Here is a 22914-nt window from a genome sequence, read left to right on the forward strand (position 1 = left end):
GGTCGCCCGCGGCGGTTCAGCGGGCGGCCCGACCCGTCCGACGCAGCGTCAGGAATCCGTAGGAAGCGGCCGCCAGCGCCACCGGGATCAGCAGCAGCCACCCGGAGAAGGCGAGCACCCCCACGGTCAGCAGCGAACTGGCCAGCCCGCCGAACCACAGCGGGGTGCGCCGCGGCAGCAGCACCAGCGCGGCGATCAGCCCCGCCAGGGTCACCGCGGCCAGGCAGGTGGCGGTGGCCCGCATCAGCAGGTCCAGGTCGGCCGCGCCGACCGCGGCCGGCACCGCCAGCGCCGCCGCCGCCACACCCAGCACCGCCAGGGACCGGCGCGGCACCTCGCCGGGCTCGCCGCCCTCGGCCAGCCAGCGCGGCGCCGCGCCGTCCCGGCCGAGCGCCGCACCGAGCCGGGAGGCCCCGGCCAGGTAGGAGTTGACCGCCCCGAAGGTGAGGAACACCGCCGCCGCGGCGGCCACCGGACGGGCGGCGGTGCCCACGCTCTGTGCGAGCAGCGCGGTCAGCGGGGTGTCGGTCCTGGCGGCGGCCGGGCCCAACGCCCCGATGGTGGTGACCGCGAGACCCAGGTAGAGCACGGTGATCACGACGAGCGTGCGGCGGGTCACCCGCGGCAGGTCGCGCGCCGGGTCGGCGAACTCGCCGGAGAGGTGGCTGGCCGCCTCCCACCCGGCGAACGCGAAGAACAGCACCGCCGCCGCCGACCCCACCGACGTCCAACCGCCGGGCAGGAACGGCGTGAAGTGGTCCGCGGACACCCGCGGCGCGGCGGCCACCACCGCGCACAGCAGCACCGCCGCCAGCAGCCCGCCGAGCAGCAACTGCACCCGGCCCGACATCCGCAGCCCGACCGCGTTGGAGGCCAGCGACCCGGCCAGCACCACCGCGCCGACCGCGGCCGCCCCGCCCTGGCCCCAACCGGCCGCGTCGGCCACGTACGTGCCGCCGATCCAGGCGGCCGAGACCACCCCGAGCGGCACCGCCCCGTAGAACCACCAGCCGACCGCCGCCGCGGCCCGCGGCCCGATCGCCCGGTGCACGAAGGTGGCGACGCCCCCGCCGTCGGGGTGCTTCGCGCCCAGCGCCGCGAACGACGCGGCCACCGGGACGCACATGGCCAGCAGGACGACCCAGGCCAGCAGGGAGGCGGGGCCGGCCGCGGCGGCGGCCAGCGACGGCAGGGTCAGCACGCCGGGACCCAGGACGGCGCCGGCGCACAGCGCGGTGCCACTGCCGATCCCCAGGCGCCGTACATCCGGCCGTGCAGAAGGGGCGAGCGATGTTTCTTGTACGGTCACGGCCGCAAACGCTAATAGGAACGTTGATCAAATGGCGGTGTCTCCGAACAACATTCGGCGTGTGCCGGCACCATGGGGGCATGGACGACATTGATTCGGCGATTGTCCGCGAACTGCAGCGCGATGCACGGCAGACCAACCGCGAGCTGGCCGGCAAACTGAACATCGCCCCCTCCACCTGCCTGGAGCGGGTCCGCGCGCTGCGCGCCCGCGGAGTGATCACCGGCTACCGCGCGACGGTGGACCTGCGCGCCCTCAACCGCCCGGTGCAGGCGCTGCTGACGGTCCGCATCCGGCCGATGAACCGGGAGGTGATCGAGCGGTTCAAGGCGTTCCTGACCTCGCTGCCCGAGGTGCTCAACGTCTATGTCGTCGCGGGCGGCGACGACTTCCTGGTGCATGTCGCGGTCCCGGACGTGGACCGGCTGCACGCCCTGCTGATGGACCGGATCTTCAAGCGCCGCGAGGTGGTGGACTGCCGCAGCTCGGTGATCTACCAGCACGTCGCGGGCGACGTCATCGAACCGCTGCCGCCCGCGCGGTCCTGACGGACCGGCGGGCGGCGGTGCGCGGCCGGGCGGCTCAGCCCTGGTGGCGGGCGGCCCTGCGGCGGGTCGCGGCGAACAGCACGCCGGCGCCGAGGGCGAGCACCGCGGCGCCCCCGATGGCCAGCGGGGCGGTGCTGCCGTCGCCACCGGTCTTGGCCAGGTGCTTCCCGTCGACCGGGGCCGCCGCGCCGTCCGGGTGCGCCCCGCCCGCGCTGTTGCCGGCCGCCGGCGCGTCCTGGCCACCGGTGCCGGTCATGGCGTGGTCGTGGTGGCTCATGTCCATCGAGGACCTGTCGGCGCCGGCGGCGATCTGGTGGTCGGTCGGCGCGGAGGCGGTCGGAGCGGGCGTCGAGGCGCCCCCGGCGCCGCCGTTGTCCTTGCCGAAGACCACGTCGGAGCAGGTGTAGAAGGCTTCCGGGCTGTCCGAGCGCTGCCAGATGCTGTAGATGAGGTGGCGGCCGGAGCGGGCGGGCACGGTGCCGTCGAAGACGTAACTGCCGTCGGTCAGGGTCGGGTTGGTGACCTCAGCGAACGGCTTCGCCTCCAGGTCGGACCACTTCAGCGGCTTGGTCGGGTCGTAGCCGTCCTTGGTGAGGTACAGCGCGAAGGTGCCCTTGTGCGGGGCGGTCGCCTTGTAGCGGAAGGTGTGCTTGCCGGCCTTCATCGGGGTGGCCGGCCAGTCGGCGCGCGGCAGGTCCAGCCCCTTGTACTCGTCGCTGCCGGCGCTGCACAGCTTGCCGTCCGGGATCCGCTGCCGCGACGTGCCGCCGGCGTTGCCGTCCCGCACGGCGTTCCAGTCGTAGAGCGCCTGGGCGCCGCCGACCTGCACCGCGGCCTTGCACGCCGCGGACTTGGGGCTCTCCGGGCCCTCCGCGTAGCAGGCCGAGACCCGGCTGACCGGGTCCGACATCGACCCGTGTGCGGCGGCCGGGGTCGCGGTGAGCACGGTGAGCGCCAACGGGGCGAGGCCGAACAGCGCGATCCCGGTGGCCGTGCGGCGAGCGGTCATCGTGGGGGTCTCCTTCATCGGGGGGACGGTTGCGGCGCGCGGCGCACCCGGGGTGCGCCGCGCGCGGCGGGGGACGGAAGGCGGGGTGTGGGGGGTCGGGGGTCCGTCCGGTAGCGGTGCCGTTCCCGGTGAACGGCACCGGCGGACCCCCGAACCCCGCCTCGCGGAAGCGACGCTAACCGCTCTGAGCAGCGGAATCGGCGGCGGACGGGCGATCTCGTGGATCTTTATGGTGCGCTTAAGGGGCGGCTAAGTGAGACCACAGGAAAGGGCCTGCGGGAGCCAGTAGTTGAGGTGCCATGAGCCCGTGAGCGTCCATAGAAGTCCATCCGGGTTCGCCTGTAGTGGCACCCTTTCTGGCTCCCGGACCCTCCGACTCTGGCTCCCCAGTAGTTCCTCAAGAGCCAGTCGACGCATATCGCTGGCTTCATGCATCCACAGATACGCAAGGAGGCGTCGTGTCACTCGCCCGTTACGCTGGTACGCACCACCAGAGAATGGAGGGTGCCCCCCGAATGGGACCCAAGACGGCGAAGGTTTACGAGGAGCTGCGGGCGCTACTTGCTTCGGGCGAGTATGAGCCCGGTGCCAAGCTGCCCTCCGAGCGAACGCTCGTTGAACGTTTCGACATTGGGCGAACCGCGCTTCGACAGGTTCTGGCACGGCTGGTCGCCGAAGGCGCGCTGGAGGTACGGGGCCGGAGCAGCTACCGAGTTCCGGGGGCGATCAGTGTGAAGGCACCCGAGGGGCTAGAGGCGTGGAAGATCCACGGTGAGCGCGACATCTACGACAACAAGTGGGTCAAGCTCCAGCTTTGGGACGTCGAGCCCCCTGGAGTCGAGCGCTTCGAGCATCACGTGGTGCAACTTCAACATGTCGCCGTCACGGCTGTTTTGGACGATCAAGACCGAGTGCTCATGCTCTGGCGATACCGATTCGTTCCTCAGCAGTGGGGGTGGGAGCTTCCGGGCGGCATCGTCGACGCCGGTGAGGATCCGGCCGAGACAGCGCGTCGTGAAGTGGAGGAAGAGACCGGCTGGCGCCCGAAGTCGCTGGAGCACGTCGTCACCTATCAGCCCATGGTCGGCATGGTGGACTCACCTCATGAGATCTACGTGGGGCACGGCGCAAAGCGCATCGGCGAGCCCACAGACCTTGAGGAGGCCGGCCACATCGAGTGGGTACCCCTCGCGGACATTCCGGGGCTGATGGCTCGCGGGCAACTGATGGGGTCAGGCACGCTCGTCGCCCTGCTTCACGTCCTGGCGAACCGCGGAAAGCGCTCTACAGCTTCGAGTTGAGGCGATCGATGCGGCGGCGTTGGCGAACCGACCCGGTGCGGTTCGCCAGCAGCCGAGCCTGCCGGACCTGGGTATCCGCATCGTCGTACTCGCCCCGCACCAGATGGGCGTGCGCAAGGTCGATATGCAGGCCAGCCTGAGCGCGTACGAACGTCGGATCCATCGCCTCCAGAGCGTCGTACAGGCTGCTGACAGCGCCACCGTCGCCGAGCATCGCAAGGACGTGCCCGCGCCAACGAGCGAGATGCCCGCCGTTGAGGAAGATGCTCGCCAGGTCTGGATCGCGAACTTCCGGTCCGGAAGGGATGACCGCGGTTGCGGCATCGAGCGCCCGGCGAGCGTCATCGGGCATTTCGGCGTGAGCGCACAACTCCGCCTCGGCCGCATGCAGCCACGCTTGAAGACGCGGCGACCCTGCCCGGCCAAGTGAGCGGTGAGCCTCGCGGATTAGGTCCACGCCGAGACCAGGGCGGCCAGCCTCCATGAGAACGTACGCCTGCTCCGCCGTGGCATGCGCAAGGTGCGTTGGCGCTTCCGCGTCTCGGGCGGCCCGCTTCGCGAGTTCGTAGTGTCGCCACGCTCGATCTACTGAACCGGCGTCGATGGCCTGCCAAGCGGCGAGGGTCGAGGCGCCGACAAGAGCAAGTGCGACGGGACGGCGAGCACTTGGGAGGACGGCGAAGCTGAGTGTGTCTTCGAGCCGGGACAGATGCCCCGTCATCTGATCGACCAGCGAGGATGCACCCCGCTCGCGGTCCATCGTGCGCAGTACCTCGGTTTGGTCGTTGAATGCCTTCACCATGGACTCGCTGACGCTTCGCGCCGAGTCGATCCTGGCCAGAAGTTCGTCGTATCCGTCGGCCATCTCCGGTACAGCCGCTGGCGAGGAAGCTCTCAACTCATCATCCGTGACTCCGAGAAGACGTCGGAGGATCGCCGCGTAGCGGTCCGAGATGGTGCGCCGCTCGTTCTCCCACTCGGACACGTAGACCTTGAGACTCGCGGTCGAGGCAACGTCGATGACGTGTCGTCGGGCGAACTGTTCAATCTCGCGAACCAGTCGCTCCTGAGACCATCCGCGCGCCGCACGCACTTTCCGAAGTCCTGCGCCCACAGGTAACCACCTAGCCATAGCTCCGGTTGCCGTTCGCTTCAGGATGCCCTACATCAGAGCAGGTCAACAGGGGTTAATAGCAACGGAGTTAACCCCTGTTGGCTACCGGCGCTCACGCGCTATCGGGTCCCCTAGAAGTGCGCCAAGGCCGGTGACGCTGACTCAACTCAGCGAACCACCTTGACTCTGGTGCGCACCAGATGCCAATCTACTGGTGCGCACCAGGGGGCGGGTGATTCCCGGCCTTGGTGCACGAACAGTCGTCGCTGCTTACATGTAGCGGTCGGGGTTGATAGCTCCACCAAATCCCCCGGCCGGCGACGGCTGCTGTACGAGGACATCGCTGATGCGCTGTCCGCTCGCCAGGACACCACGATCCCTGTGTGCGCCTGTCAGGCGGAGAGAGCACCCGCATCCCCTCTCGTCGCATCGAGGAGCCCTCATGTCTACGACTGAGACCCGCAAGCGCCCTGACCACACCCGCACCAAGCGGGAGCGTCCTAAGCGCACCCGGACGAAGAACGTGTCTCACCTCCCTGCCCTTGAGCTGAGCGCCCTCCCGGTCCAGGAATTCGATCTGGAACCTGGGACGGAGCGCCTGGTCTGCCCCGACTGCCGGACGTGGTGCCCGATCACGGGTGTGAGCACCCCCAAGCTCGTCCCGCACGACGGTAAGTGCTTCGGCCAGCGCTGCACGGGCAGCAACCGGCGCGTGGCCGTCGACATGACCGTGGAGGACTGGCGCCTGGAGATGGACGGCGTGACCCGGGACGCTCAATCCCGGCGCCAGCGCCGTCAGTTCTACAAGCCGCTGCCGGCGCCGGCCACCCCCATCCACCGACTCAACCAGTCCCATCGCCCCACCGCTGACAAGGCGCTCGCGGCCTACGGGGCCCACCGCAAGCAGTGCCCGGTCTGCTCCAGCAGCACGGCCTGTGTGATCGGCACCCGTCGCGCCCTCGCCTACGCCGAACTGAGGCGTCAGGAGCAGGCCAAGCGGCTCAAGGCCAAGCCGCGGAAAGACCAGTGGGCGGCGGTCGCTCCGGCCGCGCAGGAGGCCGCGATCCGGCGAGTGCGTGACGAACTCGTCGCCACGCTGCGGCAGATCAACGGCCGGCTCGACCGGTTCGAGCGGGCGCGCCTTGACCTCCGCATCACCGAGCTGGCCGAGGCGCTGTGGTGGCGTCTGTAGATCTCGCAGCACGAACGGCCACGGCCGCCCACCCGCACTTGCAGGTGGGCGGCCGTGGCTGCTCGTCCGAGCGCCGACAAGGCGCGGGCCCCGGGGGCGCAATCCCCGGGGCCCGCCACAGGCACACCTAGCGAGAGGCACACCTGTGTTGACGCACATCTTCGCACCTCCGCCCGCCACGCTCACAGGAGTTGTGACGCGGTTGACCGACGACGAGCGCCGTGAGCTCTCGGACAAGGTCCGTGAAGCCAACCGGCGCTCCGCGGAGAACAGGGGCGGCCGGTGAGCGAGCCCGAGCCGCAGCACGACCGCGCATCCGAGTCCACCGATCAACTGCCGCCGCTGCCTCAGCGGGAGCCCGGTGGCTCCCTCTGACTGCGCCTACCGGAAGGAATCATGCTCGTGCACTTGATGCCGGCCAAGGAGCCGACCTTTAAGGCGCTTATCGTCGCCTACGGCCCCGCCCTCGCCCGCCTCTGGGATAGCGAGGAGCATTCCCCTGGCACCGCCTGGGAGTTGACCACGGCCGTGCTCGCCGCCCGCGACTACGTCCTTCTGGCCTCGGCGCTGGAGTCCTGCGACCAGGCGCGGTGGACGGCCGCCGACGACGCGTTCGCTGCCGCTCACCGCGCCCTGGACGGCGCGCTCTACCCCGACGGCCACGAGGACGAGCAAGTGCTGCTCCGGCGAGCCGAGCGGCACTTGCGTATTGGGCTCGCGCTCGCAACGACCTGCATCTGACCAGTCAACAGCCCCGATGGTCGCAGGCCGGGTTCGACTCCCGGCCGGGGCACTCAGCACCTTCCCTCCTCGGCGCGGCGGCTGTTGCTGTCGCCGGCGCCTACGCCGCGGGCCGCCACGTGCTCGGCCTCCACACCACGCCCCATCGGAAGGGACATCGCTGATGAAGTCGCGCAAGGGTTACAAGATCATCGACGCCGACGGTTTCGGCTGGCTGGGCGACTGCGCCCGGGGCCTGGCCGAAGCCCGCGCCGCCGGACTGACCGTGCAGACGATCCGCATCTACGGGATCGGCCGTTGGCCGTGCTCGTCGTGCAAGCACGGCATCCGCCACTGACACGACTGACCTGATCGCCAACCGCCCGACCTTCAACACGCCAGGAGAGACCGGAACATGACTGAACGCTCCTACACCTCGCAGACCGCCGGCCCCGTCGTCCTTGGCGTGGACCTGCCGACAGGCAGCGTCCGCGTCCAGGTCGACGACGCCGCGAAGTACGCCACCGTGGCCCTGCGGACGGACGACTCCTCCGGCAAAGCCGTCGACGCCCTCAACAAGGCTCACTTCGGGCAGGTGGGTCAGGCTCTGACGGTGCAGGTCCCGGAGTTGCCCGGCACCGTGATGACCCAGACCGCACGCGGTAGCCAGGTCGTCCAGAGCTTCGGCACCGTCTACGGCACGGTCACGGGCATGACCATCGTCAACGGCCAGATCATCACCGGCGGCACCACGCTGGAGACGGTCAGCCCGACCGAGGCCGTGGTGACGCTTCCGCCCGGCTCGTCCCTCGCAGTAGTCACCACCTCCGCCGACACCCTCATCTCCGGCTACGTCGAGGAGATGGAATTCCGATCGATCTCCGGCGTCCTGGACGCCGACGGCGTCCGCCGCCTGACCGCCGACACCACCTCCGGCTACATCGCCGCCGGCCGGATCACCGAGACAGCCAACGCCCGTTCCATCTCCGGCCACATCGACCTCGGCCTCTACGACGGCCACGACGCCCGACTGGACACCACCTCCGGCGCCATCACGCTGCACGCCACCAAGTCCGCCTCCGGCACCATCACCGCACGCAGCGTCTCCGGCGCCATCGACATCACCGGCGGCCCCAACGTCCACAAGGACACCCACACCGTCACCGGCCGCTTGGTCTCCCGCTAACCACGACTTCACGCAGGGCGTCCCTGGCCGCATGGCCGGCAGGCGCCCTGCGCACACCCTGACTTCGGAGTACCTCATGAAGACCTTCATCGGCAGCCATCAGGTTGTCACCACCGTCGACGCTCTCGAACTCGCCCTGGGCACGCCCCTGGACCTCTGGCTCGGCGCCGACGGCGAGAGCCGGGAGGAGCGCGCCGCGCGTCTGGATGCCGCCCGCGACATTCTGGGCGCCGACCCCGACCTCTACGACCGCGCCGTGCGTACCGCCGCCACCGTGCTCGGCGACGACCGCGTCCGCCGCCTGGGCGCCCTGCACCACAGCGGCCGCGGCCCTTTTCGCCACCACAACACCGCTGCCCCGGCAAGCCTCTTGAGCGCCCGGCACGGTGCCGCCGACGGTGCGTTCGAGATGGGTGATGCCGCGTGAGCACGCTGACCATGGCTGACCTTGTGGCGCCGCTGCGGGCGTTGCGTCTGCTGGCCGCGGACTTCCCCGACCTGCCCGCCCTCGACATCGACATCAACCTCATCTACCCCGACCAGTTGAGGCTGATCAGCTACGACGGCTTCGGCGCCTTCGAGGCGTGGCGAGAAGCCCTGGAGGTTCCGCCCGACGCGGTGACGTACAGGGGCCTGAGGGAACTGGGGGCGGGGCACAGTTCGGTGCTGGAGGCCAGCACCGACTACGCCGGCACCCGTTTGCGCCTGGTCGGCTACGGCCAGGTCGAGGCCGGGAAGGCGGTGGCGTGATGCACGCAGCGTCTCGTAGGCCGCTCTCCACGACCCAACGGTGGGTGCTGGGTGCGGCGTTCGTCCCGATGCTCGTCACCGGTATCGCCGGTGGTATCGGCACGTTCAGCAACGTCTCGCGTGCCTATGGCAGGGGTACCGCGATGGGTGCGGTGGCTGCCGGTGAGGGCGCCACCGCCGTGCTGGCGCTGGTGCTGCTGGGCCTGACGATGCTGGGCCAGACCTCTCCGTTGGTGGTTCGTGCGGGGTTGTGGGCGCTGCCGGCCGCGGCATCGGCGATGTCGGCCATGGCCGCGCCCGATGCCAGCCGGATGGTCATCTACGCGATCACGCCGATGGGCATGTGCGTGGCGGCCGAGGGCATCGCGTTTCTGGCCCGTCGCATCGTCGTCCACCAGGACGGCCGGGACATCGAGGCCGACCGCAAGGCCGCCTCGACAGTGCAGTCGCTGGCGTATCACCGGGCCCGCGCTGCGAACCACCCGGACGAGAACCTGCGTGAGGAGTCGGAGCGGGAGTCGTGGAAGCTGGCCCGGAAGGTCGGTGCCGGTGACACGTCGCTGGCGTCACGGCTGTTGGAGGTTCAGCGGGAGCGCGTCACGGACGGCGCCGACACTGCCCTGGGTGCCATGTTCGCCGTGACGCCCACCGTCACGGCCGTCACGGACCCCGTGACGCCCGCCCCGACCCCCGTGACGGCACCCCTCCCGACCGCAAGCACCCAACCCGCACTGGAGAGCGCCACTTCGGCCAGCACGGACGACCAAGCGCAGGTCACCGCACAAGACCCGCCTGCAGTACCCGCCGCCGACCCGGTCCCGCCAGCAGTCGAGAGGCCCGTCACGCGGTCCGTGACGCCCGTGACGCCGGCCCTGGTGGAGGGCGTCACGCCCACGCCGTCCGACGACGTCGACCGCGAGGACGAGTCGGACGATGCCGCGGCCGTGACGCTGGAGGAGGTCGCGGCCGTGGCGGGCGTGGCCACGCCCGCCACGGGCGAGCAGCTGACCGAGACGCAACTCGTCGTGGTCCTGCGGCACCTGCGCTACTGCGACGACCCGCCGCTGTCCTACCGCCAGGCCGTCGCCGCGTTCCGTGACGCCGGATACGTCGGTGCGGAAAAGCGCGTGCGCAAGGCGTGGGGAGAGTTGATGTCCCACGAGGAAGCTGACGCCGCCGAGGACGCGGCCGAGGTCGGCGAGATTGAGAAGGACCAGTAGTCCGGCACCACCAGTGACGGCCAGCCCATCCGGTTCGGGCTGGCCGTTGCTGCGACTGCCGGAAGTCGACACAAGCCCCGCAGACCCGGCGAGTAGCCGGTGAGTGACCCGACCGCGCGGCCATGCCCGCGGCCGGCGAGCAGATCCGCCAGCAGACCCGGCGAGCGCTGCCCAACCCGACACACCAGCAGCCGTGAACGCATCTAGCGCTTCACCACCACCCGGCCACCGGAGGAGAAAACGATGACCACTACCTCGACCGCCACCCATATCCGCCGCGCGGAGAAAGGCGTGGACGGTAAGGACCCCATGCACGGCTGGTCCGTTCAGGACGGTTCGCAGAGGGCTGTGCCTCACGCACTGCTCGCTCTCGTCACCGAGCAAGAGGCGACGAACGCTCATCTCGCCAGCATCGCCGACAGCCTCGACCGGATTGCCGCCGCGCTGGACAAGTCCGCCATCGAGCCGTCGACTTCGCAGCCCAAGCGCCGCCTGTGGCTTCCGGCCCGCATGCCTCGCCCCGGCCGCCCCTGATGCCGCATCCGCAGTTCTGGGACCCGGACGGGGCCCGCTACGGCATCCCCACCTACCCCTACCACCTGGCCCCTGACGGGCTGGTCACCCGCCGCCAACTCCGCGCCCGCGGATTGCGGCCCGGCGGCCAGCCCGTCGCCGCGCAAGTCCTGTGGCGCTCCCGCCGCACCCGCAGCGGGGTGCGGGCCGCCTACCTCTACCGCCTCGACCTCGCCCGCCCCGTCCGGCCGATGACTCCGGCCAAGTGGGCTGCTGTGGAGCGGGCGTTGGCCGCCCGCCGCACCTGCCCCGTCTGCGGGAGGGATGCGGGATACACCCTGCCCACCTCTCTCGGCACCTGCCTGAACTGCGCGAAGTCCCTCGCGCTCGCCGCCTGATCGGAGACCTCTTCATGTCCCGCAAGACCGTCTCTCGACTCGTCGTCACCGTCAGCGCCGTGCTGGGGGTGGCCAACGCCCTCTCCATCGGCACGAAGCTGGCCGCCTACCACGTGCCCCTGTCGCTGATCGTCTCCTGCGCCATGGCCTGCCTCGCCACGACCGTCTGGGTCGTCGGCACCCTGGTCGACCTCCTCGGCTCAACGACGTACCGCTGCGCCGATCCGGACTGCGCCTTCACCGTGCGCGTCCGGCGCAGTGACGCCGCCGAGAACCGCCGCTGGCAGGAGACCGCCGCCGAGCACCCCACCCACCTCTACCGCGCCTGACCAACCCACCTGTCCCACAAGGAGTTTGCTCATGTCGTTCTTCTCTCGCGCTCGCCTGAACGAGGAAGCCGATGGCTTCGAGAGGGAGGCCAAGCGCGCCGACGCTGCTGCCCGCGACGGTGAGCGCGCCGCCAAGGACCCCAACCTCGACGCCTACACCCAGGGCGTTGCCTCCCGCTGCGCTGCCATCGCTCGTGGCAACGCCCGGGAGTACCGCCACATCGCCGGCGAACTGCGTGCCGGTGAGATCCCCGACTGCCTCGACCTGAGCTGAGGAGCTCGCCATGCCCCACGAAAACACCGTGGCCACGGGTCAGGGCACCGGGCTGGTGTCCTTCCATTACGCCATGTCCGGCACCACCCCGCGCGGTGCGTTTGGGCTGGTCTCCGGTGTCGTCGACTTCGACCTGAGCCACCCGAAGGCCACGCGGGAGAGCGCCTTCCACTACGTCCTTGGGCTGCTGGCCGAGCACATGGGCACCCGGGCGCTTTCGATCGCGCATTTCTCCTTCGAGCGCAACGCGCTCTGACCGTTCGCTGATGGCGCCCCCGGCCCGCTTTCTCAGGGCCTGGCCGGGGGCGCCTTCGCACTCCGTGAGAGGAGCACCTCCAGCATGGCGCACGCCAACACGACCGCCGAGAAAACCGACGAGATCACACCCCCACCAGCGAAAAACCCGCCGCAGGTTCTCCCGCAGCAGCAGGAGGGGGCCGGGGGAGTGGTGGACCTGCCGGCTCCGGGGCCGGAGGAGGACTACGACCTGGGCGGGCCGGAGCAGCCCCAGGACGACGAAGCCGAGGAGGAGCAAGACGATCCGGAGCGTGGTGGGTTGGCGGCGGTGCCGCTGCTGACCAATGCCGTGAACCTCTCCACGGTCGGGGTGTGCGGTGCGCTCAGTGCCGCGGGCCCCGTTGCTGGGGTGATGGCTGGTGGGGTGGCTGCGGCCGGTGTGGGCGCGTTGGGGCTGGCCGCGGCGCGGTCGTCTCGCACGACCGCCCAGCGCCGCGCGGCGGCCGCGACCACGATGGGTGCGGGCCGCGGTCAAGGACGAGCTGCTGCCCGCCACGGCGCGGCGACCGCCGGGGCGGCCGGCGCGGGCCGAGGCGGCTTCGGATTCCGCCGAGGCCGCCAGGGCGCAAGTCCAGCCGGGCGTCACGGTGTTGGCGCTGGACCGGCGGGCCGCTCCGCAGGGCTGTTTGGCCGTGGGCCGGCCTCGCATCGAGGTATGGGCGGCGGCCCGGGCGCCGGTGCCGGAACTGGGCGCTCTGGTGCTGCTGCGTCTCGCTTGGGTCAGCAGCGGCCCGGTGGCCTGGGCTCCGCTGGGCGAACGCCGGTGAGTCTGACCAAGGGCCCTGGTGGCAGGTCCGGTCTGGCGGCGGCTGGGTCGGCGCGCAACCGGTCGGCAGGGCTCGTCTCGCCCCGCCGCACGCCCAATACCCCTGGTGGTGGTGGCCTGTTGGGGCTGGGGCGCGGTGGGCGTTCGGGCACTGGTTCGCCCGGGGCCGGTCGAGGCGGTGGCGTATTCGCTGGGGCGTTGCGTGGCCGCGGTCCGGGGCGGTCGACGGTGGAGGCGGCGCGGGGCCGTCTGGCCCGGGCCCGGCAGGCAGTTGGTGACCGGGTGCGGGGCTGGTGGGGCCGGGGTGTTGAGTGGCTGCGCGGCTGGGGAGCACGAGCCGCAGGGTGGGTGACGTCGAGGCTGTCGAGGCTCTGGCACTCGACCAGGACGCTCCGGCGGCGCAGCTACGCGCACTTGCGGCATCTGTTGCGGCTGGCTGCGGCGGTGTTCTTCGCGACCATCGCGGCGCTGGCGGTGATGCCCGCCTCCCTGCTCGTCGGCGCCGCGGCCAACGTCCCGGCCGCCGTGAGCAAGCGGTTCCGTTTCACCGATACGGGGATGTCGTGGCCGGGCCGGGTGTGGCGCAAGGTCTACGGCACGGTCGCTGACGCCTCCCGGCGCCGTCTGAACTCCCAACTGTCCGACATGGCACAGCCGATCACCGCCGATGCGCGCGAGCACGTCGGCCACGTCTGCGACGACCCCGGCTCCGATGCCGGGCCGCTGACCGAGGAACCCACGATGAGGGGAGAGCACGTGAGCGTCTTCGCCACCTCCGCACAGGAGGTCGCTAACGCCTACGCCGCCTATGAGGCGCCGTCCATGGCCGCGGTCGCCGCCGAGTACAAGGGCCTGCCGGATGCGATCCGGCACGTCAACGACGCGGTGATGGCGCTGGCGGAGAACTCCGCCACGATCTACCCGATGGATCCGGCGATGGCCGAGGGCGTCGCCCAGGTCTCCCAGGTCCTGGAGGCCACCGCCGCCTACGCCGATGAGATCGAACCGACCTTCCGCACCGTCCACGACCACGACCTGATGCGGCTGGAGAACCCGCGGGTCAACGAGCACTGGTGGAACGTCGGCGGCATCGACGGCGACGGCGCTCTGTGGGCCACGGCCTCCGTCCTCGCCACCGCTGCTGAGGAGGTCCGCGGCGTCTACCAGACCTGGTCCCCCGAAGGTGCTGGCGACAGTCCCGCGATGGTGATCGGCGCCGAGTACGAGGGCGTGGCCGTGGGGTTGGAGCACCTGGCTGAGGCGGTGACGTCGCTGGCGACGCGGTCGGCGGAGACCTACCCGGTCGATCCGTGCATCGCCGAGATGGTCGCCGACGTCGTCCACGGCCTGCGCAAGGCCGTCTCCGCCGCCATGGAGCTGCAACCGGCCTTCCGCCGCCTGCACGCCGAAGACATCGACCACAACGAAAACCCCCGCCCCAACGAGCACATGTGGGCCGTCCCCAGGAACGGAGAAGCGCGTGCCTGACCTCGACTGGCAGGGTCGCCACACCCTCAACACCGCCACCGCCACCGCCGTCACCTCCGCGCTGGCCACCTCCTCCCTCACCTACGTGTCGGGGATCCATCCGCTGTGGGACATGGCCATCGCCGCCGGCGGCGCGCTGGGCACGGCCCTGGACGGCGCCCGCCGCGGCCGGCTCGGCGGCACCCTCACCTACCGGGCCGGGCTGTGGCTGGCGGCCGGCGGCTGGTCCTCCTGGGCCGCCGCCGGCGGCCCGCCCTGGTCCCTTCCCACCCTGGCCACCCTCGCCGCCGGCGCCCTGATCGGCCGCCTTTCCTGGAGCGCCGTCGGCCGCTACGAGAGCGCCGAGAAACTCCGCCGCACCGCCGCCGCCCGCGCCGCCGAACAGGCTGAGCGCCAAGAGCAGCACGATGCGTGGGGCGCGCAGTGGAAGGACCGGCTGGCCCGCATCGCCAAGCTGGACAACTGCAAGATCGTCGCCATCCAGCCCTGGCAGATGAACACCGGCTACACCGTCGAGGCCGACCTGCCCGGCGGCGCCACCTGGGGCCAGCTCAAGCGGTTCGAGGACGCCCTTGGCTCCGACCTGCGCCTGAACGAGGGCTGCGGCGTCGAGGTCGCCGGCGGACGACGCAAGGGCACCGCCATCATCCGCGTGTCCACCACCAACGTCATGCAGCAGAAGATCGAATTCCCCTTGGATTTGTCGCCGACCAGCATCGACGACGAGTTCGCCATCGGCCTCCACCGCGACGGCACCCCCGCACTGGGCTCGCTGGCGTTTCAGTGCGGGCTGGGCATCGGCGACACCGGCTCGGGCAAGACCACCACCCTCAACACCATCAACGCCCAACTCATCCGCACCATCGACGGGTTGGTATGGCACATCGACACCACCGGCGCCGGCCTGTCCCTGCCGTGGCTGACCTCCTGGGCCATCGAGGGCACCCACACCCGCCCCGTCATCGACTGGACCGCCCACACCCTCGATGAAACCCGGGCCATGCTCACCATGGCCCTGCAGATCATCGAAGTCCGCAAGCGCCGCTACCAAAAGCTCATGCGCCAGGCCAACGACACCAAGCTTCCCGCCCGCGCCGACGTCCCCGCCATCATCATCGTGGTCGACGAGACCGCCGACCAGCCGCGCGACATCAAGCAGCAGATCGAAACCATCATGAACACCGGCCGCGCCGTCCGCGTCCGCGTCAAGGTCTCCTCGCTGCGGGCCACCAGCGACTCCATCCCCGTCCCCGTCAAGAAGCGCGCCAAATGGCGCTGGGGCATGTACGTCACCGACCCCGAGGAACTGTCCTACCTCTTCTCGGGATTCCCGCAGGTCGACCCGGCCGACGCCCCTTGGCCCGGCTGCGGCTTCAACGCCTACAACTCCACCAAACCCCGCCCCTTCAAAGCCTTCAACCTCACCCCCGACCGCATCGACCAGATCGCCGCCGCCTGCTCCGCCCGCCGCCCCGAACTCGACGAGATCTCCCGCAGCGTCCCCCACGGCCGCTACTACCCCTCCCGCTGGGCCCGCGTCCTCCCCCACCTCTACGAAGGCGAGACCCTCCACGCCGTCACCCACCCCTACACCGGCATCCCCGTCATCGCCGTCCCCACCGCCAACACCCCGAACCTGACGAAGAATCCGACCACCGGCGCCACCCCCGGCGGCCCCGGCTCCGGCATCACCCCCGGCAGCACCGAATGGAGCCGACTCTTCCCCCACCGCGGTAACACCGCACCCACCACCCTCAAGCCCGACGACACACCCACACCTCCGGCCCCGGCTACTCCACCGGATCCGGGGCCGGAGAAGAAGCTGCGGCTCGTCGTCGACAACACCGACGACAACGCCGGTACCCCGCCGAAGGAGCACCCGAGCCCCGGCACCGTCGAGCAGCCGGGCCAGAGCGAGGAACCACCGGCCCACACCACCCCGCCGACACCCACGCCCGCGTCGGCGCCGATGCCCTCAGCCCAAGACGCCGCGATGCGCTTGCTGCTGGACGCCGGGCCCGACGGCACCGGCCCCTCCCGCATGGAAGCCGACCTCAAAGCCCTCGGCTACGGCACCCACCGCACCACCATCTCCGGCTGGCTCCGCCGCTGGGTCGCCTCCGCCGAGGTCCGCCAAATGGGCACCGGCACCCAGGCGTACTACATCCACCGCAGCAACGCCCACGACAACTAACAGTCACCAACACCGCTTGTTGTCGCTTGTAGCGACAACAAGCACACCCCCCTCCAGCCCACCCCGCCCACGTCCAACCACCCCTTTTTCCTTGTTATCGCTACAAGCGACAACAAGCGACAACAAGCACACAACGTAACCACCAGTGAGCCCCGAACCCTCCACGGTCCGGGGCTCACTGCACAGAAACGGAGGCACCTTTCATGGCCGTGACCATCTCCGCCGCCGTCCTCTTCGGCCTCATCAGCCTCGTCCTCATACGCGCCCGCTACGTCCAACTCGGCTCTGCGACCGCGCTGTTCCTCTTCGGCTTCTTCATCGCCAGCACCGGCGCCAGCAAGCCCATCACCGCCGCCTGCCACGCCATCGTCCAAGCCCTCACCCACCTCACCACCTAACACCCGGCCGCCGGGCTGGAGGAGACACCGTGCACCCCCAACACCCCACCCTGCCGCCCCACGACATCCCACCCGGCGTCCAGGAGGTCATCCTTCCCTCCGGCGAGAGGGCCCTCGCCTACAGCACCGCCCCCACCCCGCCGGTCCTCCCGGCACCAACCGTTCCGACGGCACCGGCCGCTCAGCCGATCCCGGCCTGGGCCAAAGCAACTGCGCTGCTGGCGCCGACGGTCGGCGGCGGCATCGCCATCACCGCGGTAGGGCTTTCCGCCGCGGCCCCCGGGCTCCTCGCCGTCAGCCACGTTCTGTGGTCCGCGGTGGCCGCCATCGCCACCGGTGGTATCGCCGCCGCCGGGGTCATCGGCCGCGTCCGGGCCCGCATCACCGCCGCACAGCGCGAGATGCAACGCCCGCACATCACCCAACACATCACCTCAACCGGCCTGTTCGGCCGCGCCAACGGCACCATCAACCACCGCTAAGGAGACACCTCGTGTACGAGGACGACGACTTCATCGACTGCGAACTGTGCTCGCCGTCATGCGACGACAGCGAGCCCTACCCCTACGCCCACTGCTGCGGCTGTGGCGCCGACGGCTCCAGCGAACACCCCGACTGCACCTGCGACTGACACCAAGGAGACACCCCATGGCCATGGGCGAAACCCCGATCACCATCATCGGCAACCTCACCGCCGACCCTGAGATCCGCTTCACCCCCAGCGGCGCGGCCCTGGCGAAGTTCACCGTCGCCTCCACCCCGCGCACCTACGACAAGAACAGCGGCCAGTGGACGGACGGCACAGCAGCCTTCTTCCGCTGCGCCGCATGGCGCCAGCTCGCCGAGCACATCGCCGACAGCCTCACCAAGGGCTCCCGCGTCGTCCTCTCCGGCCGCATCCGCCAACACAACTGGCAGACACCGGAAGGCGAGAACCGCTCCATGCTCGCCGTCGAAGTCGACGACATCGGCCCCTCCCTGCAGTTCGCCACCGCCACCGTCCAACGCGCCCAGCGCAGCAACCCAGCCCCGACCAACAGCAACCCGTGGGACACCACCGGCTCGGCCCCCGCGGGCGCGGCAGACGACGCCAAGCCGCCGTTCTGACACCCCCCGCATCCTGGCTCCCACACCCTGCTCGTCCTGACAAATCTTCGAAGTCATCGCTGGCAGACCCTTTGCGAAAGAGGCCCTATGCCCATCATCGGACCCGGCTACGACGACCCCGAGTACGACAACTACGACCCCGCCTGGAAGACCCAGGACACTCCGTTCCGGCGGTGGCTGGTCGCAAAACTCACCGACGCTGGCGTCAGCAACCCCACGTGGGTGGCCTCCCTCTACGCCCCCCCTCAACCGCTACCACGGTCTTGATGACGAGGACCAAGGCGACATCGCCATCCTCACCGACACCACCCCCGATGCCGTGAAAGCCGCCCACAAAGCCGACCTCGCCGACTGGGCAACCGAACAGCAGCTTCGCGACCACCCGCACCTGGCCGCCCGCAGACCTCAACCGCATCGGGCGCCGCTTCTGACCTAGGGCCGGCGAACTAACCGCTCCGTTGGCTACCACCGGCACGGGCCGCAGCCAACGAGCCCCGTTCTAACGGCACACGGGGCGACCGCCGCATCTCGCCAAAGAACCGCGGTCGCCCCGGCAACCAGCCCCATTCACAGAACTGGAGACCCCCAGCATGACCCAACCCGCCGACATTCGGCATACCGCCCTGACTCTGGCCGCCGCCGGCGTGCCGGTTCTCCCCCTGAGCCGAGGGAAACGCCCCTTCGGCAACTGCCCGGCCTGTGAAAACAGCACCTGTGGGGACCGGCCCCACATGAAGGCCGCCGGCCCCTGCCAGTGCCCGCACCCGTGCCACGCTTGGGCCGCGGCCACCACCAATCCGGCTGTCCTCACCTCCGCAGCATGGGCACCGGCATGGCAGCACGCGGCCGCGGTCGCCTACCACCCGGCCGGCGCCGGCCTGACCGTGGTCGACCTCGACGACCCCGACGCCGTCACCTGGGCCCGCGAGAAGCTGCCTGCCACTCGGACCGTGCCAACCGGACGCGGAGAGCACTGGATCTACCGCGGCACCATGCGCTCCGCCAACAAGGCGCGCCCCGGCGTGGACATCAAGTCCGCCATGGTCTATGCCCGTTGGCTCGGGCCCGGCACCGGCACCATGACCGACCTCCCGCCAGCCGTCCACGCCCTGACAGCGAAGGAAGAAACCACCCCCGCGCCGGGCGGGCCGGGGGTGGTCTCTTCTCCCCGCGAGCGCGCCACCTGGGACCGCACCGTCGCCACCGGCTGCCGCCACACCGAGCGCTACGTCCTCACCGGCCTCGAACGCGGACTCGCCATGGTCCGCACCCGCACCGAATCCGGCGCAGGCTCGAAGGCATACGGCGTCGCCTCCTTCCTGGCCACCCAGCATGCCAACTGCCCTGGCCCGTGTGGACTCGACACCCTGGGCCGGCAGATCGTCGAGGCGGCCGTCTCCGTCGGCGTCCCCGAGCCATACGCCCAACGCGCCGTCACCCGCGGCCTGGCCAGCACCACGCGGAGGGCAACGTGACCACCAACCCACCGAACCTCGCCGCCACCGGTCAACCGTCGTCTGGCGTGAGCGGCTCAAAGGACGTCGCCCGAAGGGCGTCCTTTCAAAGCCCTGACCCGCACCCGACCACCCACCGTCCCCCGGAGCAGGCCCTGTTCGGGCTGCACATCATCGCCCCACCGCAGTGGAGCGCCGTCACCCGCGCCACCGCCATCTGCCGCTGCGGCACCTACGACAAAGAAGCCCGCGGCCGCGCCGCCGTCCAACAGCTCGTCGAGGACTGGGAACACCACCGCACCACCTGCCGCTTGCGCCACCCCGCTACCCGCGAAACGAGGAAAGCCTCATGACCGCCCCCATCGACGGCGCCGCCCTGCTGGACGAAGTCGAAGCCTTCCACCGGCGCTTCAACATCTTCCCCAGGGAAGCGGCCTACGTCGCCGTGGCGCTGTGGGACGCTCACGCCCACCTCCTCGACGCCTTCGACTCCACCGCCCGGATCGCGTTCCTCTCTCCCGAGCCCGGGTCGGGGAAGTCGCGCGCCCTGGAGATCGTGGAGACACTGACACCGAGGGCAGAGACCACGGTCAACTCCAGCGCCAACGCGCTGTTCCGCATGGTGGAGGCGGACCAGGGACGCCCCACGATCCTCTTCGACGAGGTGGACACCATCTTCGGGCCCGCGGCCGGCGACAACGAGCCGCTGCGCGCCTTCATCAACTCCGGCTACCGACGCAGCGGGAAGATGCACCGCTGCGTCGGCGACGGCGCCAACCAGACCGTCCAGCCCTTCCGTTCGTTCTGCGTGGTGGCGATGGCCGGGTTGGGGCACCTGCCGGACACGATCATGTCCCGCTCCGTCATCATCCGCATGCGTAAGCGCGCGCCCAACGAGACGATCGAGCCGTTCCGTCAGCGGCTCAACGAGCCGGAAGGGCACGCCCTTCGCGACCGCCTCGCCGAATGGGCCGACCAGGTCCGCGACCAGGTCACCGGCGCGTGGCCGACCCTTCCCGACGGCATCTCCGACCGGCCCGCCGACGTCTGGGAGCCATTGCTGGCGGTCGCCGAAGCGGCTGGTGGCACCTGGCCCGAGCGGGCCCGTGCCGCGTGCATCGAACTCGTCGCCGCAGCCCGGGAAGGCGACCCGGCCTCCCTGGGAGTCCAGCTCCTGACCGACCTGCGGGACAAGGTCTTCCAGGGAGCTGACCGCATGCCCACCGCCGCGATTCTGGAGGTGTTGGTCGCGCTGGAAGACGCGCCCTGGGGCGACATGAACGGCCGGGCCCTGACGAGCCGGGGGCTGGCGAAGATGCTCGGCGAGTACGTCACCGCGGACAACAAGCCCATCAAACCGCGCTCGATCCGCACCTCCAGCGGCGTGCCGCGGGGGTACTACGCCGAAGACCTGGCCGACGCGTGGAGCCGGTACTGCCCTCTCCCTACCCAGGGAGCCGCTACATCCGCTACATCCGCTACACCCCAGGTCAACAAGGGGGCGGCTGTAGCGGAAACGAGCGGTGTAGCGGATAGCGCCGCTACACCCCACCTGACCGTCGCCCGCACCGCGTAGCACATCTATCCGCTACATCGCGCCCACCCGCTACACAAAACAGGCCCCTGACCTGCGATGTAGCGGATGTAGCGGATGTAGCGGACCTCCCAGAAGGGGGCGGAGAGCCCCGCGGTCAAACAAAAGGATCGTGCCCATGGCCACCGCAGCCGAATTTGTACGACCACGCCTGTATGAGATCAAAGAGGCCGCAAGGCTGTGCAGCATCGGACGCTCAAAGGCGTGCGAGGAGATCCGACTCGGCCGGCTCCGCACCGTCCGCATCGGCCGACGCCGACTTGTGCCACTCCAGTACATCGACGACTACGTCGCCCTGCTGATGCGTGAATCGGAAGATTCCAACTGAAGCGCGACGCAAACGAGGCCACGCCCCGCTAGGGCGTGGCCTCGTTTCTTTCCGAAGGAGACATCTGAATGACTGACGAGAAGCGAAGCCGGGCAGGGAATGGCGACGATTCGATCTACTGGGATAAGTCCAAGAATCGCTACATCGGGGCGATTTCTCTCGGCTTCACACCTGCCGGTAAGAGGAGCCGTCCGAAGGTGTCAGGGAAGACCAAGGCCGAGGTGCGAGCAAAATTGCGCGAGAAGCGGAAGGAGCTCGAGGTGGGAGTGAAGTCCAGTGCCACCTATACCATTGAGCAGGCTGTGCGTGCATGGCTTTCTCAAGGGCTGAAGGGGCGTGACGCAGGGTCGATCAGTACGTACACCAGCATGGCGGAGAACCACGTAATTGCTGATCTGGGGAAAGCGCGGCTGAAAGATCTCACGGCTGACACCGTCGACTGCTGGTTGGATGAAAAATCCATTTCCCTCGCGAAGAGCTCGATGGAAATGATCCTTTCGATCTTGCGGCGCTCGATTACACATGCGCAACGTCGCGACTTGATTCTAAGGAATGTGGCAGAGCTTGTTGATCTGCCTGAAGGGCAGTCCGGGCGTCCGAGTAAATCCCTCACCCTGGAGCAAGCGAAGTCGCTTCTCACTGCGCAGCGGGATACCTGGGTGCATGTCTATGTGGCTGTGTCACTGCTAGTTGGAATTCGGACTGAAGAGGTGCGTCCGCTCACCTGGGATCGGGTCCACCTTCGCCCCGTCGGCGGGGTCGCTCCGCACATTGAAGTCTGGAGGTCGGTGCGTCGGCGCGGTGAGACCAAGACCGTGAAGAGTCGGCGCACCTTGGCTATGCCGCGGCAACTGGTGGAGACGCTGGAGAGCTACCAGGCTGAGCAGCGGAAGCGCCGTGAGGGTCTCGGCCTTCCATGGACGGCTACCGACTTGGTCTTCGGTACGAGCAGCGGTGAGCAGCGAACGGCGGAGAACGTGCGCCGAAACTTCCGTGTGCTGCTGAAGGGAGCAGGCTTTCCCGACCCGAAGCAGTGGACCCCTAGGGAACTTCGCCACAGCTTCGTCTCGATCCTCTCGGATCACGGGATCCCGCTGGAAAAGATCGCTCGGCTTGTCGGGCACAGCACGTCGCAGACGACTGAGAAGGTGTATCGGAAGCAGATCCGCCCTGTGGTCACGGACGGGGCCCAGGCCATGGACGAGATCTTCTTTAGGTGCGTGGACTCCGGCACTGACTGAGGATGCGCGGGCATGGCTCCCTGTTTGGCTCCCCCGACTCCCAACCGCGCCAACTTGCAGCCGCCCCAGCGGCTCTAACCTGCGGGGGAGCAGGCAACTTGAGGGTGCCCCACTTCAGGGGATCCTTAAGGGGCGGGTAAGGAGCCGCTAAGCGGGGGTGCGGGGAGGCGGCCCGCGAGGGGCA

Annotated in this window: 30 protein-coding genes; 27 read left to right on the forward strand and 3 right to left on the reverse strand. The window is 69.7% G+C overall.

All coding sequences use genetic code 11. The annotated features are described in order from the left end of the window. Positions 1–16: 16 nt before the first annotated feature. Positions 17–1309 (reverse strand): APC family permease, encoded by a 1293-nt coding sequence (locus PV796_RS29580; protein WP_274916526.1) that lies wholly within the window; start codon positions 1307–1309, stop codon positions 17–19. 80 nt (positions 1310–1389) lie between these two features. On the opposite strand from PV796_RS29580, the gene PV796_RS29585 reads away from it, so the two are divergent. Continuing rightward, a complete protein-coding gene (locus tag PV796_RS29585) occupies positions 1390–1857 on the forward strand; it encodes an Lrp/AsnC family transcriptional regulator (protein ID WP_274916528.1) in 468 nt (155 codons plus the stop codon). Between the two features lie 34 nt (positions 1858–1891). On the opposite strand, the gene PV796_RS29590 is transcribed toward PV796_RS29585, so the two are convergent. After that, positions 1892–2866: a lytic polysaccharide monooxygenase auxiliary activity family 9 protein gene (locus PV796_RS29590; RefSeq protein ID WP_274919297.1), complete on the reverse strand. Its 975-nt coding sequence runs from the start codon at positions 2864–2866 to the stop codon at positions 1892–1894. Between the two features lie 515 nt (positions 2867–3381). On the opposite strand from PV796_RS29590, the gene PV796_RS29595 reads away from it, so the two are divergent. Next, positions 3382–4167 (forward strand): NUDIX domain-containing protein, encoded by a 786-nt coding sequence (locus tag PV796_RS29595; protein WP_274916529.1) that lies wholly within the window; start codon positions 3382–3384, stop codon positions 4165–4167. Here the strand turns inward: PV796_RS29595 and PV796_RS29600 are convergent. Beyond that, the gene (locus tag PV796_RS29600) at positions 4151–5281 is read right to left on the reverse strand and encodes a helix-turn-helix transcriptional regulator (RefSeq protein ID WP_274916530.1); all 1131 of its coding nucleotides are present in this window, start codon (positions 5279–5281) and stop codon (positions 4151–4153) included. The two genes, PV796_RS29595 and PV796_RS29600, sit on opposite strands and share 17 nt — an antisense overlap. Before the next feature lie 442 nt (positions 5282–5723). Here PV796_RS29600 and PV796_RS29605 point away from each other — a divergent pair, with 442 nt between their 5' ends. The 25 genes from PV796_RS29605 (at position 5724) to PV796_RS29725 (ending at position 22730) form a co-directional block, all read left to right on the forward strand. Next, on the forward strand, positions 5724–6473 hold the full coding sequence (locus PV796_RS29605; RefSeq protein ID WP_274916531.1) for a hypothetical protein: 750 nt from the start codon (positions 5724–5726) through the stop codon (positions 6471–6473). Between the two features lie 396 nt (positions 6474–6869). Next, entirely contained in the window at positions 6870–7214 is a 345-nt protein-coding gene (locus tag PV796_RS29610) for a hypothetical protein (RefSeq protein WP_274916532.1), read from the forward strand. A gap of 163 nt (positions 7215–7377) precedes the next feature. Beyond that, complete coding sequence (locus tag PV796_RS29615; protein ID WP_274916533.1) at positions 7378–7551, forward strand: hypothetical protein; 174 nt, start codon at positions 7378–7380, stop codon at positions 7549–7551. A gap of 57 nt (positions 7552–7608) precedes the next feature. Further along, positions 7609–8379, forward strand: a complete 771-nt coding sequence (locus tag PV796_RS29620) for a DUF4097 family beta strand repeat-containing protein (protein ID WP_274916535.1) — start codon at positions 7609–7611, stop codon at positions 8377–8379. Positions 8380–8455: 76 nt separating this feature from the next. After that, positions 8456–8806, forward strand: a complete 351-nt coding sequence (locus PV796_RS29625) for a hypothetical protein (RefSeq protein ID WP_274916536.1) — start codon at positions 8456–8458, stop codon at positions 8804–8806. Between the two features lie 11 nt (positions 8807–8817). Beyond that, positions 8818–9129: a hypothetical protein gene (locus PV796_RS29630; protein ID WP_274916538.1), complete on the forward strand. Its 312-nt coding sequence runs from the start codon at positions 8818–8820 to the stop codon at positions 9127–9129. Beyond that, positions 9129–10349 (forward strand): hypothetical protein, encoded by a 1221-nt coding sequence (locus tag PV796_RS29635; RefSeq protein WP_274916539.1) that lies wholly within the window; start codon positions 9129–9131, stop codon positions 10347–10349. The genes PV796_RS29630 and PV796_RS29635 overlap by 1 nt, the downstream gene beginning before the upstream one ends. Before the next feature lie 243 nt (positions 10350–10592). Then, complete coding sequence (locus PV796_RS29640) at positions 10593–10883, forward strand: hypothetical protein (protein WP_274916540.1); 291 nt, start codon at positions 10593–10595, stop codon at positions 10881–10883. Then, positions 10883–11260, forward strand: a complete 378-nt coding sequence (locus PV796_RS29645) for an RRQRL motif-containing zinc-binding protein (protein WP_274916541.1) — start codon at positions 10883–10885, stop codon at positions 11258–11260. Before PV796_RS29640 ends, PV796_RS29645 begins: the two co-directional genes overlap by 1 nt. A gap of 14 nt (positions 11261–11274) precedes the next feature. Then, positions 11275–11589: a hypothetical protein gene (locus PV796_RS29650; RefSeq protein ID WP_274916543.1), complete on the forward strand. Its 315-nt coding sequence runs from the start codon at positions 11275–11277 to the stop codon at positions 11587–11589. Between the two features lie 31 nt (positions 11590–11620). Next, positions 11621–11863: a hypothetical protein gene (locus tag PV796_RS29655; RefSeq protein WP_274916544.1), complete on the forward strand. Its 243-nt coding sequence runs from the start codon at positions 11621–11623 to the stop codon at positions 11861–11863. A gap of 10 nt (positions 11864–11873) precedes the next feature. Continuing rightward, on the forward strand, positions 11874–12119 hold the full coding sequence (locus PV796_RS29660; RefSeq protein WP_274916545.1) for a hypothetical protein: 246 nt from the start codon (positions 11874–11876) through the stop codon (positions 12117–12119). A gap of 499 nt (positions 12120–12618) precedes the next feature. After that, positions 12619–12927 carry a hypothetical protein gene (locus PV796_RS29665; protein ID WP_274916546.1) on the forward strand — a complete coding sequence of 103 codons (309 nt, stop codon included), beginning with the start codon at positions 12619–12621 and terminating at the stop codon, positions 12925–12927. Between the two features lie 347 nt (positions 12928–13274). Further along, the gene (locus PV796_RS29670; RefSeq protein ID WP_274916547.1) at positions 13275–14414 is read left to right on the forward strand and encodes a hypothetical protein; all 1140 of its coding nucleotides are present in this window, start codon (positions 13275–13277) and stop codon (positions 14412–14414) included. Continuing rightward, positions 14407–16608 carry a hypothetical protein gene (locus tag PV796_RS29675; RefSeq protein ID WP_274916548.1) on the forward strand — a complete coding sequence of 734 codons (2202 nt, stop codon included), beginning with the start codon at positions 14407–14409 and terminating at the stop codon, positions 16606–16608. Before PV796_RS29670 ends, PV796_RS29675 begins: the two co-directional genes overlap by 8 nt. Before the next feature lie 203 nt (positions 16609–16811). After that, the gene (locus PV796_RS29680; RefSeq protein ID WP_274916550.1) at positions 16812–17006 is read left to right on the forward strand and encodes a hypothetical protein; all 195 of its coding nucleotides are present in this window, start codon (positions 16812–16814) and stop codon (positions 17004–17006) included. 29 nt (positions 17007–17035) lie between these two features. Continuing rightward, on the forward strand, positions 17036–17488 hold the full coding sequence (locus tag PV796_RS29685; RefSeq protein ID WP_274916552.1) for a hypothetical protein: 453 nt from the start codon (positions 17036–17038) through the stop codon (positions 17486–17488). A gap of 11 nt (positions 17489–17499) precedes the next feature. Next, positions 17500–17637: a hypothetical protein gene (locus tag PV796_RS29690; protein WP_274916553.1), complete on the forward strand. Its 138-nt coding sequence runs from the start codon at positions 17500–17502 to the stop codon at positions 17635–17637. Between the two features lie 17 nt (positions 17638–17654). After that, positions 17655–18113, forward strand: coding sequence for a single-stranded DNA-binding protein (gene ssb, locus PV796_RS29695; protein ID WP_274916554.1), 459 nt, complete (start codon positions 17655–17657; stop codon positions 18111–18113). Positions 18114–18200: 87 nt separating this feature from the next. Then, a complete protein-coding gene (locus tag PV796_RS29700) occupies positions 18201–18380 on the forward strand; it encodes a hypothetical protein (protein WP_274916555.1) in 180 nt (59 codons plus the stop codon). A gap of 323 nt (positions 18381–18703) precedes the next feature. Beyond that, positions 18704–19588: a DNA primase gene (locus tag PV796_RS29705; protein ID WP_274916556.1), complete on the forward strand. Its 885-nt coding sequence runs from the start codon at positions 18704–18706 to the stop codon at positions 19586–19588. Further along, positions 19585–19920, forward strand: a complete 336-nt coding sequence (locus tag PV796_RS29710; RefSeq protein WP_274916557.1) for a hypothetical protein — start codon at positions 19585–19587, stop codon at positions 19918–19920. The genes PV796_RS29705 and PV796_RS29710 overlap by 4 nt, the downstream gene beginning before the upstream one ends. After that, positions 19917–21143: a DUF3631 domain-containing protein gene (locus PV796_RS29715; RefSeq protein WP_274916558.1), complete on the forward strand. Its 1227-nt coding sequence runs from the start codon at positions 19917–19919 to the stop codon at positions 21141–21143. The genes PV796_RS29710 and PV796_RS29715 overlap by 4 nt, the downstream gene beginning before the upstream one ends. Positions 21144–21279: 136 nt before the next feature. Continuing rightward, the gene (locus tag PV796_RS29720; RefSeq protein WP_274916559.1) at positions 21280–21489 is read left to right on the forward strand and encodes a helix-turn-helix domain-containing protein; all 210 of its coding nucleotides are present in this window, start codon (positions 21280–21282) and stop codon (positions 21487–21489) included. 68 nt (positions 21490–21557) lie between these two features. Then, a complete protein-coding gene (locus PV796_RS29725; protein ID WP_274916561.1) occupies positions 21558–22730 on the forward strand; it encodes a tyrosine-type recombinase/integrase in 1173 nt (390 codons plus the stop codon). The last annotated feature ends 184 nt before the right edge of the window (positions 22731–22914 follow it).

This window comes from Streptomyces sp. WZ-12 (assembly GCF_028898845.1).
GTDB lineage: Bacteria > Actinomycetota > Actinomycetes > Streptomycetales > Streptomycetaceae > Streptomyces.